This window comes from Pseudomonas sp. BIGb0176 (assembly GCF_024810175.1).
In the GTDB taxonomy this organism is placed as follows: domain Bacteria; phylum Pseudomonadota; class Gammaproteobacteria; order Pseudomonadales; family Pseudomonadaceae; genus Aquipseudomonas; species Aquipseudomonas protegens.
This window is the reverse complement of the sequence record NZ_JANUEC010000001.1, coordinates 497,015-512,996: the sequence shown is the minus strand read 5'-3', so window position 1 is coordinate 512,996 and position 15,982 is coordinate 497,015. Positions and strand designations below refer to the sequence as shown.

Annotated in this window: 6 protein-coding genes; 1 reads left to right on the top strand and 5 read right to left on the bottom strand. The window is 65.1% G+C overall.

What is annotated here, in order from left to right; all coding sequences use genetic code 11:
• Positions 1–86: 86 nt before the first annotated feature.
• On the bottom strand, positions 87–989 hold the full coding sequence (locus tag M2395_RS02155; protein WP_015636103.1) for a LysR family transcriptional regulator: 903 nt from the start codon (positions 987–989) through the stop codon (positions 87–89).
• 200 nt (positions 990–1,189) lie between these two features.
• Here M2395_RS02155 and M2395_RS02150 point away from each other — a divergent pair, with 200 nt between their 5' ends.
• On the top strand, positions 1,190–1,663 hold the full coding sequence (locus M2395_RS02150) for a hypothetical protein (RefSeq protein WP_015636104.1): 474 nt from the start codon (positions 1,190–1,192) through the stop codon (positions 1,661–1,663).
• 12 nt (positions 1,664–1,675) lie between these two features.
• Here M2395_RS02150 and M2395_RS02145 read toward each other — a convergent pair whose 3' ends face one another.
• The 4 genes from M2395_RS02145 to M2395_RS02130 form a co-directional block, all read right to left on the bottom strand.
• Positions 1,676–2,821 carry an EAL domain-containing protein gene (locus M2395_RS02145; protein WP_123430529.1) on the bottom strand — a complete coding sequence of 382 codons (1,146 nt, stop codon included), beginning with the start codon at positions 2,819–2,821 and terminating at the stop codon, positions 1,676–1,678.
• Between the two features lie 281 nt (positions 2,822–3,102).
• Positions 3,103–4,014: a LysR family transcriptional regulator gene (locus M2395_RS02140; RefSeq protein ID WP_011061963.1), complete on the bottom strand. Its 912-nt coding sequence runs from the start codon at positions 4,012–4,014 to the stop codon at positions 3,103–3,105.
• 85 nt (positions 4,015–4,099) lie between these two features.
• On the bottom strand, positions 4,100–4,579 hold the full coding sequence (locus M2395_RS02135; protein ID WP_228102387.1) for a hypothetical protein: 480 nt from the start codon (positions 4,577–4,579) through the stop codon (positions 4,100–4,102).
• Positions 4,576–15,675, bottom strand: coding sequence for a filamentous hemagglutinin N-terminal domain-containing protein (locus M2395_RS02130; RefSeq protein ID WP_123430528.1), 11,100 nt, complete (start codon positions 15,673–15,675; stop codon positions 4,576–4,578). The genes M2395_RS02135 and M2395_RS02130 overlap by 4 nt, the downstream gene beginning before the upstream one ends.
• Between the last annotated feature and the right edge of the window lie 307 nt (positions 15,676–15,982).

Below are 15,982 nucleotides of genomic sequence, written 5' to 3'. Positions count from 1 at the left end.
CCTCCTCCGTAGGAGCCGGCTTGCCAGCGAAGAGGTCCGTAAGCCGTGCAGCGCTCTTGGAAACGCTTTCGCGGGCAAGCCCGCTCCTACGCCAGGCTATGGCGTTGCATCGCCCGGACAAGCATTTCCTGGCACCTGAGGGTCGCCACCGACAAGGGCCGGTTGCGCACCACGCACAGGTCCACCCGGATCCGCTCCAGGTATTGGTCGTCGATCGGCACGGCCACCAGCCCATCCCCCAGGTCCCGGGCCTCGGCATCCACCTGGGGCAGGATCAGCACTGCCGCACGTTGGCGGGCCAGGCTTTTCTGCACCTCCAGGGAGCTGGTGGTGAATACCGGAAGGATGTTCACTCCGCGCTTTTTCGCCGCGCCCTCCAGGGCCTGGCGCACGCCGTAGGCCGAGTCGGGAATCGCCAGGGGCTGGCCCTCCAGATCCTGCAGGCGAATGCTCGGGCACTGGGCAAACGGGTGCTCGGCGCTGACCAGTACCCGGTGCCACAGTTGGCAGTGGGCGGTTACCTCCACTTCGGCCCGTTCCGGCAGGTAGAACGCCAGGCCCAGGTCGGCCTCGCCGCTGCACAGGGCATCCAGAGTGGCGCCGGCACTGGCGATGACGATGTTGAAGGTGACTTTCGGATGGGCCCGGTTGAACGCCGCCAGCACCGGCGCCAGCACGCTGGAAACGATACTTTCCGACACATGGATGCTGACGTTACCCGCTACCTGGCTCTGCCGGCTGGCGATCACATCGCGCACCTGGTCGAAGCCGCGCAAGGTGGAGGTGACCTGCTCGGCCAGGCATTCACCCTCCACGGTCAGGCGAATGCCCCGGGGCCCGCGCTCGATCAGCGCGGTGCCGAAGAAGTGCTCCAGTTGCTCGATCTGCCGGCTGACTGCGGTGGGGGTCACGTACAGGCGCTCCGCCGCCTGACGCAGGGAGGCGCACCGGGCCACCTCGTGGAAGTAACGCAACGCTCGTAATTGCATGGCCGCGGGCCCCATCGTTGAACTGAGCCATGAGGCAGGCAATTACTGCGCCAGCCGCAGCGCCCCGGAGCCGTTCAACACGCGGTTTTCACACAAAAGATTGATCTGAACGATGCCCCTGCCTACCCTGCCAGGGCGCCGATGCCTCATTCGGCAAGAACCCTCCCCGCCCCCCTTGCCGTCTGCTTCCAAGGTTTTCCATGAGCACTCTGCCCCGCACCGCACCACTTGCCGCAACCCTCACCGCCCTGGCGCTGCTTGGCGCCTGCTCCAGCGTGACCCGGGAGATCAACCCGGAGCCCACCATCACTTCCGCCGGCATCCTGGCCTTTCGCGATATCTGCCTGAAGTCCGCGCCGTCCTTCGCCGGCGCCGAGACCGCCGCGCGCAACCATGGCATCAGTGACCTGACCGATGCCGGCTTCGCCAAGATGGGCATGAACGAGGACCAAAGCCTGGGCGTGCAGATACAGGCCAACAAGGAATGCGCGATCACCACCCCGACCCAGAACGACAGCTCGCTGACCCAGCAATTTCTCAGCGTGGCCGGCAAGTTCTCCAGCACCCCGGTGGCCCAGAGCGTACCGAGCAAGATCACCCTCAACGGGCAGACCTTCATCCTCATGCACGACCGTCGTGGCGGTGAAGCCTATGTGATGCTCAAGACGCAGTGACCGCGCTGCGTCCTAGCTCTGGCTGAGCTGTCGCTGCGGCGGCCGGCTCAACGTCAGGACCCGGACCAGGGCGGCCGCATTCATCGGTTTGTGAAACAGAAAGCCCTGGGCCGCATCGACACCCAGGCGCTGCAGGTGCGCACGTTGCTTTTCGGTCTCGATGCCTTCGGCCACCAGCTCCAGGTTCAGCGCACCGGCCATCCCCACGATGGCCTCGATGATCCGGGTTTCCTTGGGCCCCGTAGCGTTGGCGACAAATCCGGAGTCCAGCTTGAGCTGGCCAAAGGGAATGTCCGCCAGGCGCATGATCGAGGAATGCCCGGTGCCAAAATCATCCAGGGACAGACGCACGCCACTGTGCACCAGCACACTGATGTTCTCGATGCACTGCATGCTCAGGACCAGAGCCTGGCGCTCGGTGATCTCCAGGGTCACCTGGCGTGTGGGCACCTGCGCCTCGTCGATCTGTTGCAACACCCGCAAGGCGAATTGCGGATCGCTCAGCTGGCTGGCCTCAATGTTGTAGGAGAACATCAGGGCATCGCCGCTGGCGTGGCCCTGCAACTGCCGCTGCAACGCCAGGCCCTGCTGCAACAGGCAATCGAACAATTGGCGATGGCCCTGCGGGCTGTCGAACAGGTCGAGAAAGAACTGCGGCCCCAGCACCCCCTTGTGAGGATGCTGCCAACGGGCCAGGACTTCGGCGCCGGTGATGCGCCGGGTCTTCATGCAGACCTGGGGCTGGAAAAAAGCCACGATCTGCCGCTGTTCCAGGGCCTGGGAAACATCCAGTTCAGCCACCCAGTCGTTGTTGGCGCAACCAGCTCCCGCCGCCCCTGGAGCATCGTCACGTGCATGGCCTTTCACCGTACGCTTGATGGCCAGCGCCTTGAGCAGCAAGGCGCTGATCTGCAGCGTGTCCAGCTCGCTGTAACTGCCGACGCAGTACTTGCCGGAACGCACGCGAAAGTTCGCCAGCCCCCAACGGATCGGCGCTTGCAGCGCTTCGCATTCCATCATCGAGAAAAAGCCGTGGTGCTCGCAGAGCCTGCGCAGGTAGGGGATGGCGTTCAGGGAGTGCAGCGAGTCGCAGATCACCAGGTCCAGTTCATCCAGGGCGGGCGGGAACTGAGCGCCGTCGCAGTCATCGCTGATCACTTGTACCCGAGCAAAACCGCAAGACGCGAGAATTCTTGAAAAATGTCGAACCCGAAAAGCGTTCGAACACAACAACAGTACGCTCAGCGTCGACATCACCGCGGCTCCGGATAAAAAACCATGCTAGCCAAATTGAACTCAACTGAGTTCAAGACACTTCGCCAATGGAAGTAGGAAATTTCTGAGACTTGGCACTTTCTCAAGAAATTCCGGAGCCAGAGCTGGTCGGCCGAGGTCGGCCCCACCTGGGCAGCGCCCCGTTTACCCGGAGTGCATGGCGACTATGGAGCACTGGCAATGGCCGCAATCTCCCTGCGCAACCATTGCAGGCCCGGCGCCTGTTGCTGCTGGCGATGCCAGATCAGGCTGACCTGCACCGGCGCCGCCAGCAGCGGCAGGCTGGCGATGCGGATCGGCAGCAAGGCGCAGAAATGCTCCGCCAGGTAGCGTGGCACGGTGCCCAGCAGGTCGGACTGGGCAACGATCAGCGGAATGCTCAGGTAGTTGGGCACGAACACCTGCACCTGGCGCTGGACCTTGGCCGAGCCGAGAACGATTTCCAGGGGCGAGCCGCGCCCACCCCGATCGGGAATCGCCACGTGCAGGCAAGCCTGGTAGGCCTCCAGGCTCAGTTCCGGGGCAAAGGCCGGATGGTCGCGACGGCCGATCACCACCAGTTGCTCCTCAAGCAGCGGCTGGTAGCACAGGTCCGGGCTGTCGAAATACAGGTAGTCCACCGCCAGGTCGAGCATCCCGGCACCGAGCCAGGCGGCGATGGCGTCGGCGCTGTCGCTGCGCACCGCCAGCCGGACCCCGGGCGCTACCTGCTGCAGGCGTCGGGACAGAGCCGGCAGCAGGCGCGCCTGGGCGTAATCGTTCATCGACAAGGTGAACAGTTGCTGGGCCGCCGCCGGCTCGAACGCCGCAGCAGGATCGAGGCCCTGCTGCAACAGGTGCAGGGCCTGGCGCACGGCCACATGCAGGCTCAGGGCCCGGGAGGTGGGTTGCATGCCGCGGGCGGTGCGAATGAACAGCGGCTCGTCCAGGTGCCGGCGCAGGCGCGCCAGGGCATTGCTCACCGCCGGTTGGCTGAGGTTCAGGCGTACCGCGGCCCGGGACAGGTTCTGCTCCTGCATCAAGGCGTCGAACACCCGCAACAGGTTGAGGTCCAGGCGCTGCACATTGAGCTTCATGAATAATGCCCATTGAAATTATCCAGGGGCTGGATAATTCGCGGCGCCAGCCCCGGCTGTCAATAACGGCAGCCGGAGCAAGGGGTCAGTCAGCAACCCCTGGACCAGCATTGCTCTCGGGCAGGAAAAGGCTCGCCGCCAGCCAGCAGGTCAGGCAGGCAGCCACGAATAGCACCAGCATCTCCACCTGGTAGTCGGCGAACTGTGCCTTCTTCACGCCATGGACCACCAGGGCGATGAAGATCAGCGCCCATAGGCTGGCCACGCTTGCGCCCACCAGGGCCAGCACCGCACAGGCGCGCGGGCTGTGGTAGACCTTCATCAGCGTCACCCCCAGGGCGAAGACCAGGAACGGCAGCAGAAACGCCACCTGGGCCACCAGCGGTGCAAGCACCGGCATCAGCAGCAACTCGCCCCCCCGCACCTCCCCCAGCAATCGCGGGTTGCTGGCCAGGTGGGCCAGCAGCGTGACGAACTTGAAGGCGCCGAACACCAGCCCCAACACCAGCGGGCAGAAGAAAAACGCCATGAACACCCGGCGTCGCGGGTAAGCCGCCGCACTCATGGCGCACAGCCCTGGCTCTTGGAGTAGCCCAGCAATTTGCAGCCAAACTCCACCCGGGACTTGTAATCCAGAATATCCACGCCGCCATCCATTCCTTTTCGATCACCGATCATTATCTCGGGCATGATCGACGTATCGGTCACCAGCCCGGAAAGCCAGGTGAATGCACTCCGGTCGCCCATGTACTGCTCATGAATCGGCTGCAGGATAGTCTGTTCGCCTTTCAACTGCTTGATGTCCCAGGCGACCGGATCGCTGGTGGCCTTGTTGTAGAGGTTCTTGAAGTTCTCGAAGCCACCGGTGATCAGCGCATCCCCGGCTGCCTTGCGCCAGTCATAGACCGGCGCCATCAGCCGGCCGACACCAAAGGTTATGTACGAGAGGTTATCGTCGGCTCCCAGGCCGGTCCAACCGGCCCTGGACACCTCTTCCGCCCCACCGAACCACTTGGCACCAATCCCCATGTTCTGCTCGTAGACATGGCTGGCACCAAAGAAATTGGCCCGGTTGTCGATGGTGTTCAAGTAGGTCACCAGGCGCCCGGCAGCCCCTTCGGTGTTGTAGAGATAGTCGAAGGTGTTCTTCGAGGAACGGGTCACATCCTTGTTCATGATGTTCCAGGCATCCTTCATGGCCACGTACTTGATCGAGGCATTGACCGCCGCGCGGCAACTGTCGCTGGTCGGCGCCTTGTCGCAGAGGCTGCGCATTTCCGAGTCCAGCCACTCGCTGAGTTTCTCGGCCTTGGCCACCGCAGCCTTCTTCTGCTCATCGGTAGAGCAGGTACGTCCCGACAGGCAGTTGCCCACCTCGTCGAAGGCCTGGTGCGTCAGGTAGTTGTACTGAGTGCCATTGGCCGCCACCGCCGAGGCGATGCTCATGTCACCACCGGACGCCGACGCGCCGAGTACACCGACAATCTGCGACAGGGCCATCAGGTTGGCCTGGGCCTGGATGTACTCCGGCGAGCCGGGGATCAGGTTGTCCGGCAGCAGCTTGTCCCCCAGCACCCCCACCAGCAACTCGTTGGCACCACCGGCGATGGCGCCGGTGCGAAAATCACCGCCCATGGCTTCAGACAGCAGGCCGCCAAGCCCGGCATGCAGGGCGATTTTCGCCAGGCCGCCTTCGGTCAGGCCCAGGTCGCCGATCTTGCCGGCACCATAGGCCCCGCCAATGCTCGCCGCGGTGCCGGCAGCGGCGCTGGCCAGGTTGTCCTTGAAGCTGCCGCCATAGACCGCAGTCTTGATCAGGGCATCGGCCGTGACCTTGACCGCCACGGTCTGCAGGCTCTTGGCATCCAGGCCCATGGCGCTCGGGTTGTAGTTCAACCCCTGGGCCACTCCGGCGGTGGCTGCGGCCACTGTGTAGCCCTTGATGCTCTCCTTGGAGGTCACGTCCTTGAGGACCTTGCCCAGGTTGCCGCGGTTGTCGATGGTGCTGACCGTGGCCTTGGTGGCGACGTTCACCGCCACTGCCTGGAGCATGGTGTTCATCCCGGCCATCATCGGCCCCATCACCGCCGCCAGGGCGATGGCGATGATCAACTGCGCTGCCGGGCCCAGGCCCGAGTTGTTGTACTTGAAGGACTCGTGGATCTCCTTGACCTGGCGCCAGTCGACGTCGCCCCGGGCCTCGGCCTGTTTCAGCCAGGCCAGTTGCGGGTCGGCCTGGACCATGGCGTCGATGGCCTGGCTGACGCTTTTCTGGTCGATGTGCTTGATGTCGATCTTCAAGCCTTCCACGGCCTTGATGGTCAGGCTGCCGCCGGCCACCAGGCTGCTCTGGCGCAGGGTTTCATCGGTGTTGCCGCGGCCTTTGGAGGAATTCCAGAAGGCATTGTTGTTGCTCTTGGTGTGGCTTTCGTCGTGCAGGTCCTTGACCCCTTCGAAGGTGATCGCGCCGCCGCTGTCCAGGGTCAGGTCCTTGGCGCTTTCCAGCTTGGCCACCTGGTATTTCTGGTCGCCGCCGCTCTTGAGGGTCAGGTCGCCGCCAGTCGTGATCTCGCTGCCGATGTTGGTGACCTGGGTCACCTCGTCACGGCGGGTCTTCTTGCGGCCCCAACTGCCCTTCTTCTTCATGTCGTACAGCGAGTAGTCGCTGTCCTGGTCCGCCAGCAACTCCAGGTTGTCACCGGCCACCAGGTAGGCTTCGTTGCCGGCGCTGATACGGCTGGAGATCAGGCTCAGGTCCTTGCCGGCACTGAGGACCACATCGGCGCCGGCGGTCAGCGAAGTGCCGACCTGGCTGACATGGTCTTCCTGGCGGGTGACCTTCTTGGTCTTGGAGTAGCTGTGCTGCTCATCCGCCGCCGAGGCCAGGGTCAGGTCACCCGCCGCATCCATGGCGATGTTGCGCTTGGCCTCGATCTGGCTGGCGACTGCCGTCAGGTCGCGTCCGGCGCTGACCGCCAGATCCCTTCCGACGCTGACGCTTGAACCGTGCTGGGTGATGCTTTCGTTGAGGTAGCGGTCGCGGGTGAGCTTGTCGTGCTCCTGGGCCGATACCAGGTTGACGTCGCGCGCAGCGATCAGGGCCGTGTCGCCGCCACTGCTCAGCACCCCGCCGATGTTATTGATATCGCGACCGGCCCCGACATTCAGGTCGTTGCGGGCCTCGATCCGCCCGGCGTTGTCGGCGTAGTCCAGGCGCTGGGTGGTGGAGCCCGGGTTGCTCTGGAAGGTGGTGATGCTGCGCTCGTTGATCACGTCCCCGGCCAGGGCGCGGACCGTCACGTCACGCCCGGCGATAATACCGCCGGACTGGTTGACCACGTTGTCCCCGGCCAGCAGGTTCAGGCGATTGCCCGCCTCGATCAGGCCACCGTTGATCAGGTCAGTCCCCGCCGTGGCACTGAGGTTCTCACTGGCGCGCAAGGTCCCGGAGTTGACCAGGTCCTTGCCGGCGATCAGGGTCACGTCGCGGCCCTGGACCAGCGCGCCATTGGGCGCCAGACGGTTGTTGGCGTTGGCCAGGTACAGCACTGGCACCAGCACCTTCTCGCCGTTCACCTCCTGCTCTTCGAGCCAGACGATGTCGTGGGTCAGGGCCGCCACCTGCTGGGAGGTCAGGGTCACGCCCACTGCCAGGTTGAGCGAATCCTTGCTGGCGATGGCGTTGTTCATCAGGTACTTGAACATGCCCTCATCGCTGTTCTGGCCATCGAGGAAACGCTGGCCGGTACGGGCCGTGACCGCTTGCTGGATCAGGCGCTGCTCGTAAAAACCATCACCCAGGCGCTTGGCGCTCTGGTCCGGGTCGTAGCCCAGTTTCGACAGCAGATAGTCCGAACCCATGAACTGCTTGAGGTCGGTGAGCAGCGGGTTGGTCTCGATCAGGTACTTGTGCGGATTGCTGCGCACACTGCTGTCCGGCAGGCCCTGGACGCGGTTGACGCTCTGGTTGCCAGCACTGCCCGTGGGCAGCAGCACGCCCCCCGGCGAATCCCCGGCCACGGCGTTCACCTGCACCGTCGCTGCGCGGCCATCGATGCCCGTGGCCTGGTGATCAACCAGGTTCAGGTCGCGAGCGCCCAGGGCCACTTGCGGCAGCGGCCGGTTGCTCAGTTCCCGGGGCTGGACCGGCTCCGGACCGGCCTGGCGAGTGCTCAGTTCCAGGCTGGCGCCGCCCATGCTCCAGCTCTGCGCCGGGGCCGAGGGCTGCGCTGCGCCGCCCTGGCCGCTCAGGCGGAACAGGCCGTTCTGCCCGGATGGCAGGCTGAAGTTGGGCAGGCTCAGGGGGTTGACCTGCTGCTGCGCCAGGTCCGGCGGTAGCTGGGAGTGGAGCACTACCATCAGCGGCTTGCTGGAGGCGCCCACCGCCGTGTCGCGGGTGCTACCGCCCACGGCGATGGCATTCTTGACCACGCTGATATTGCTGATGTCGTTGGCTGCCGTGAGCCGGGCCTTGCCACCGGCCTGGATGATGGCCGGCGCCGCCGAAGAGCTCAGGGTCGAGGTCTCTACCGGCCGGTCGATGCCATAGAAGATCCCCGGGTTGAACTTGGCCACCAGGGCGGCGAAGTCCTCCTGGTTGAAGGCACTGCCCTGCGGGTGCGCCCGGTCATAGGCCTGCACGTCACGGGCCAGCTGGAAGAACAGCCCGCGATTGATCTTGACCCCGGCGCCGACTTCATAGCCGGAAGAACCGGACGCCACCAGGGAGGCCTGGTTGGTGATGGTGCCGCTGGTGATGCTCAGGTCATTGCCTGCCGACACGGTGCTGTAGCGGTTGAGGAAACTGGTGCTGTTGACCGTCAGGTTGCCCCCCGCGTTCAGGGTCGACTGCGGCGAGTCGCTGGTCACCACGCCTTCCACCGTCCGGTAGATAAACACCGGCCCCCGGACCCAACTGGCGCCACCGCCGCAGTGCTGGACGCAGCGGATGGTCATGCGGCCATCGGTGATCTGCTGGCTGGCTTCGTATTTTTCCCGGTCGTTGACCAGATCCAGTGCAGCGATATTGATATCGCCGCCACTCTGGATGTTGCCGGAGATGTTTCTCAGGTTTTGGGCCGAGGTGCCTGCCGCCATGCCGGCCACAGTCAGGCCGCCCAGGCTGTAGAACTCGCCATAGCTGTTGGTCAGGGTATTGACGTTGAAGCCGGCGTTCTGGCCGCTGAATACGAAACCGTGGTCGTTGACCAGGGTCGGGGTGGTCAGGTTCAGGCCCTGGGCGGCGCCCAGGGTGCCGGTGTTGAGCACGCCGCCGGCATTCACCGAGAGTCCGGCGTTGGAGGTCAGGCGCCCGGCGTTGTTCAGTTGCCCGGCGACCGTGACCTGGGTACCGCCGCCACCGGCGATGCTGCCCGCGGCACCAAGGTTGAGCTGGGCCGCGCCAAAGCCAAGGGTGCCCAGGCTGGATACCCGGCCATTACCGGAATAGGTGCCGCCGATTTGCAGGTCCAGGCTGCCATCGCTGGCCAGCAGCCCGTCGTTGTTCCAGTTGCCACCCCGGGCCTGCAAGTGCTGGCTGGCCAGCAACTGGCCAGCGGCGGTCTGGCTGAAGTGGTTGACGTCAAGGTTCAGGCGCCCGGCCTGGATCACGCTACTGTTGGTCCAGCTGTCGGCGGTCAGCGTCAGCCCGCCCCGGGTGACCAGGCTGCCGCCGGCATTGATCACGTTGCCGGTGGCGATATCGAAGTTGCCTTCGCCCAGGTGCAGCAGGCTGCCACCCTGATTGAGGAAACCCGACGCCGCCAGGGTCAGGTCGGTGTTGGCGGATTCCAGCAGGCCGTTGCGGTTGTCGAACAGCCCGCCGATCTGCAGGTCGGTCTTGCCGCCAGGGGCCAGGGCCCGCAGTTTGCCGCCCTGGTTGTCCAGGCTGGCGCCGCGCAGCGCCAGGCTCTCGCGGCTTTCAATCAGGCCGCCCTGGTTGACCAGGGAACCGTTGAAATCCAGGTCGATGTGCTGGCCGTTGATCTGCCCGGTGCTGTTGTCGAGCTGATTGCCGCTGGCCTTGACCCGCCCGCTGGCATACAGGCCGCCGTGGCTGTTATCCACCCCGGCGCTGCCGGCATTGAGCAGCAAGTCGCCACCCTTGGCCGCCATGCGTCCGGCGCCGTTGTCGAAACCGGCCAGGGCTTGCAGATCCAGGCGCTGGGCCTCGGCCTGGCCGCCTTGGTTGTTCAGCACCCCCGACATCCGGGCCTGGAACAGCCCCTTGAGGCTGGACAGCACACCCGCGCGGTTATCCAGGCTGGCGCCTTGAATGTCCAGGTCACCATCCTCGGCAATCAGCTTGCCGCCCTGGTTATCGATGCCCCCGGTCGCTGCCAGGGTCTGGGCCTTGGCGCTCTGGATCGCGCCCTTGGCATTGTTCAGGCTGCCGGCGCTCAGGCTCAGGCCGGCGTCGCGGCTGTAGATCAGGCCGTCATTCTGGTTGCGCACCTCGCCACTGACGTTGACCTGCAGCGCACCGTTGGCGGCCAGGGTGCCGCGGTTACTGTTGTCCAGGCTGTTGCTGAACAGAGTCATCAGGTTCTGGCTGACCAACTGCCCGTCCTGGTTGTCGATGCGGCTGGAACGCTTGAGCAGCAGCGGGCCGCTGGCGGCCAGCTTGCCCTGGGTGTTGACCAGGGCACCCAGAAGATCGAGGGTCACCGCGCCTTCACCGCGCAGGTTGCCACCCTGGTTGTTCAGGCTATTGCCGGTGAAGTTCAGGCCGCCCACGGCGCTGAGGCGGCCGCCCTGGTTGTCCAGGTCGCCGGCGCCGATGTCGAGGCTGGCGCTGCTTTCAATCAGCCCGCCCCGGGCGTTGTTCAAACCTCCACTGCCAAGGATCAGTTGCTGCTCGCCCTTGCTGGTGACGATGCCCTTGTCACTGTTGTCCAGGTTCGCGGCCTTGAGGGTCAGCTGACCCTGGCTGGCCAGCCCGCCTTGCGCACTGTTGAGCAAGGCGCCGCTGAGGTCGATATTCAGATCCCCCAGCAGGCTCGACAAGGTACCTTGCTGGCGGTTGTCCAGGCTGCCGCCGCTAACCTTGAGCCCCTGCCAGCCGGATATCAGGCCCTGCTGGTTGCCCAGGTTCACGGCCTCGACCCCAAGCTGCTGGTGGCTGATCAGCTTGCCGCCACTGTTGTCCAGGCTGCGCCCGGCCAGGTTGAAGCCCTGGGTGCTGGAGATTTCCCCGGCCTGGTTCTGCAGGTCCCGCAGCCCGGCAATGCTCAACACGCCCTGGGTGTTGATCAGGCCCTGGCGGTTGTCCAGGTCCGAGCCTTGGCCCCCCAGGTCGATGCCCACACGGGTGCCGCCGAGCAGGCGCCCACCCTGGTTGTCCAGGCCATTGGCGCTGATCTGCAGCGGCCCGGCGGCCTGGATCAGGCCCTGGTTGCGCAACGGGCCAGTGACCCGCAGGTCCAGTTCGCTGTCGCTGAGCAGCGAGCCGCTGTGGTCCAGGCTAGCGGCATCGATCTGCAACGCGGCGGCGGCGATCTTGCCCTTGAGCGCGGTCAGCGCGCCCTCGATGCGCAAGGTCAGGGCCTGGTTGCTGAGCAACTGCCCGGCGCTGTTGTCCAGGCTGCGGGCGGCCAGTTCGAAAGCCTGCTGGCTGGAGATTTCCCCCTGACGGTTGTCCACCGCGCCGAGGTTGCTCAGCAGTAGCACACCGGGGGCATTGATCAGGCCGCCCTGGTTGTTCAGGGTGCCATGGTTCAGGTCCAGGCTCAGGCGGCTCTTGCTGAACAGCTTGCCGCCCTGCTGCTGCAACCCGGTGACCGAGGCCGTCAGGGCCTTGGCGCTGCCGATGCTGCCCTGCTCGTTGTTGACCTGGGCAGCGTTCAGGCTCAGTTCATCACCGCTGTTGAGGTTGCCGCCCTGGCTGTTGTCCAGCGCTCCGGTAGTGAGTGACAGCCGCCCCTTGGCGCTGATGATGCCCTGCTGCTGGTTGTCCAGCCGGGCACTGGCCAGGGTCAGGCCCGCGTCGCTCAACAACTTGCCGCCCTGGTTGCTCAGGGCCTGCCCGGCGCTGACCTGCAAGGCACCACCACTGGACAGGCTGCCCCGGTCGTTGTTCAGGTTGCGGGCCTGGATCGCCAGGCGGCCTTCGCTGCTGATCCGGCCTTTGCGGTTGTCGAGGTCTTCACCCAGTTCCAGGTCCAGGCGCTGGGCCCCCACCAGTTGCCCGCCCCGGTTGTCCAGGCCGATGCCGCTGAGGCTCAGGCCCTGGTCCGCGGAAATCAGGCCCAGGTTCTGGTTGAGCACCCGGGCCACCTTCAGGGTCAGGTCACCACTGGCCAGCAGGCGGCCCTGGTCGCTGTTGTCCAGGCGCTCGCCGCTCAGGTCGATCTGCCGGCTCGACACTTCACCGCCGCGGTTATCCAGTTGCCCGACCTGCAGGTCCAGGGCGCGGGTGGCGCCCACCAGCCCCTCCTGGCGGTTGTCCAGGCTGGCGGCCTTGAGGGTCATCTGCCCTTCGGCCAGCAGTATTGCGCCCTGGTTGTTAGCGTGCCCGCTGACCTGCAGTTGGCTGTCGCCACGGCTGTGCAACTGGCCGTCGCGGTTGTCCAGACTGGCGCTGCGGCTGTCGATGGCTGCAGCCGAGATCAGCCCCTTGACGTTGGCCAGGGCCTGCTCGATGCGCAGGGTCAGGGCCTGATTGCTCAGGAGCTTGCCGGCACCGTTGTCCAGTTCCCGGGCGTTGAGGCTGAAGGCCTTGGCCCCGGAGATTTCACCGCTGCGGTTGTCCACCCGGTCGAGGTTGCGCAACAACAACTGCCCCGGGGTGTGCAGGTTGCCGCCCTGGTTGTCCAGCAGGCCATGGTTCAGGTCCAAGGTCAGGTCGGCGTTGCTGAACAGCTCGCCGCCCTGCTGCTGCAGACCAGTGATGCTGGCATTGAGGGCCTGGTCGCTGCCGATCCGGCCCTGGTTGTTGGTCAGTTGGGCAGTGGTCAGGGTCAACTGCCCGGCACTGGTCAGGCTGCCGCCCTGGCTGTTGTCGAAAGCGCCGGTGCCCAGGCGTGCATCGGCCTTGGCGCTGATCACGCCCTTGTCGCTGTTGTTCAGGCTGGTGCTGTCCAGGGTCAGCCCCTGCTCGGCGACGATCGAGCCACCCTGGTTGAGCAGCGCCCCGCGGCTGTCGAGGCTCAGGGCCCGGGCACCGGTCAGGCGTCCGCCGCGGTTGTCCAGGCTGCCAACCTTGAGGGTCAGCAGGTCTTCGCCGCTGATCAGGCCGCGCTGGTTGTCCAGGGTTGCGCTCAGGGTCAGCAGCAACGGCTTCTGGCTCACCAGCTGGCCGCCGCTGTTGTCCAGGCTGTCGCCACTCAGGGTCAGCCCTTGCTTGCTGAACAACAGCCCCTGGTTCTGGTTGATGACCCGGGCCACCTGGAGCAGCAGGCGCTGGTCCGCCAGGACCTTGCCGCCATCACTGTTGTTCAGCCCCTGGCCGTTGACCTGCACTTCCCCCTGGCCCGACAGTGCACCACCACGGTTATCCACCTCGACGACGTCCAGGGTCAGGGCCTTGAGGGAGGCCACCAGGCCCTGGTCCCGGTTATCCAGGGACTGGCCCTGCAGATGCAGAGCGCCTTCGGCCACCAGCTCGCCGCCATGCTGGGCAAGGCTGTCCACCTGGGCATGGAGTTCGCCTTTGCTGGCGATGCGGCCAGCGTGGTTGAGCACCTCGCCGCTGTTCAGCGTCAGGGTTGAAGTGGCGCTGAGCAGACCACCGCTGTTGTCCAGGCGGTTGCCTTCGACGGTGACGGCGGTCCGGCTTTCCAGGCGGCCCTTGTCGCGGTTATCCACGTCACGGCTGTGCAGGCCCAGGGCCTGATCGGCACGTATCACCCCACCGCGGTTGTCCGCACTCTCGCCGCGCACCACCAGGGTGTCGCTGCCGGAAATCCTGCCCTTGCGGTTGTCCAGTTGCCCGGCCTGTACTTCCATGGCCTGGGTAGCCTGAATCAAGCCCCTGTCCTGGTTGTCGAGACGCCCGGCGACCTGGACCTCCAGGCGCTCCTCGCTGCGCAGGTTACCGGCCTTGCTGTTGTCCAGGGATGCGGCCTGCACCTTCAGCAAGCGCTCCGCCCCCAGGGCACCGCCACGGTTGTCGATGGCCCCGCTGGCGTTGATATCCAGGGTTTCACCGGCCATCACCAGCCCGGCGACGTTGTCCAGCGCCGCCAGTTGCAGGCGAACCTGGCTCAGGCTGCTGAGCTCGCCGTGGCGATTGCCCAGGTGGCCGATCTCGGCCTTGAGTTGGCCGTCGCTGGTGATCAGGGCGTTGTGGTTCAGCACCTGGGTGGCCTGCAGTTCCAGGCTGTCGCTGCTCAGGACCCGGCCCTGGTTCTGGTTGTCCAGAGTGCCGGCGCTGACCTTCACCTGATGCTGGCCACTGAGGGTCCCGCCCCGGTTGTCCAGGGTCTGGGCCGTGTTCAGGGTCAGGTCGCGGCTGGCGACAATGCTCTTGCCGCGGTTGTCGAGATCCCGGGCGTTGAGGCTGATATCGCCGTTGGCGTTGCGAGAGTTATCGGCATTGACCCCGGCTTCGATGATGCCCTTGTTGCTCAGTTGGCCACCGCTGTCGAGGGTGATGCGGTCCCGGGCGGCGAGGGTTTTCTGGCTGCTCAGGTCGCCCCGGGTTTGCACCTTGAGATCGGTGCCGGCGTAGACCGCGCCCTGGGCCTCCAGGCTGCCGGCCTTGATCGCCACCGCGCCCTTCTCGGCAGTGGCGTCCGCCATGCGCAACTGGCCGTTGGCATCCAGTTGGATATCACCGCCACTGGCGATCAGCTTGCCGTCGAGCTTCACCCCCACTCCGGCCTCGGTGCCCACCAGCTTGATCGCTCCGGCATACATGCCGCCCAGGGCTGATGAGTCGATGGCCAGTTGCGGTGCATCCGCCGGGTTGGCGGTGCGGGCCGTAGCGTTCAAGGTCTTGGCGTCGACGTCGTTGGCCCCGGCGATCACCGCCAGGTGCCGGGCCTGGATCTCGGCGTTGATCTTGGCGCTGCGGGTGATGATTTCGAACTGGTCGATATTGCTCGCGTTGAGGCCCGCGCCCTCGATGGCGACGCTGCCCTGGTCCACCTGGTAACGCTGGACCTGGCCGTTCTCGATCACCGGCTTGCCGGTGGTCAGGGTGGCCTTGGGGGTGTTGATGAAGCCGCAGCCGTTGCAGGTCACGCCGTAGGGGTTGGCAACGATGACATGGGCCGCTTGCCCGGCCACTTCGGTGTAGCCCTTGAGCTGGCTGGGGCTGCCGCCGTTGACCTCGTTGAGGATCACATTGGCCGCGCGGCCACCCAGGTTGGAGTTGCCGAGGATGATCCCGCCCAGTTGGGTTTCCTGGGTACGACCGGTGGCGTTGTTGAGGATCAGCCCCTGCTGGCCGACGTTGTAGTCGCTGAACTTGTTGTGCGACAGGCCGCTGCCATTGGGCGTGGCAATGTTGACGATGGGCACCCCATTGCCGGCCTGCCCCAGGGTTGTACCGCTGCCGTTGACCACGATGCCGTCGGCCATCGCCACCAGCGGCTGCCAGAACATCATGTTGGCCAGGACGAACGCCAGGCTGCGCTTGGACAAGCCGCAGAACGAATCACGGGATTGCAGGACAGCAGAGGGTTGCTGGGCCAGGAAGGTGAAGTGGCGAACGTCCATGTCAGTCTCTTAGCAATGCAGGAGCACAAGCCCCTGGAGCCTTCATCCTGAAGGCCCATGGCGAGGAAAAATTGATTTCGGCAAGCAGGGTCGAACTGGCAGCCCCTCGATGCCTGACAGGCAAAACGGAACCAGAAAGGAGCAGAGTGCGAGCAGAAATGATATCAATTCAATATCAAAATACTAAATAGCCACTATTCTGGCGTCAATCTTTCATTCGCCTCGCTGTCGTTTCCCTGGGCTTTATCCGGGCATTTTCAGCCTGATGAATAATCCTCATTCCCACTATCCATTGGCTGGATAATTA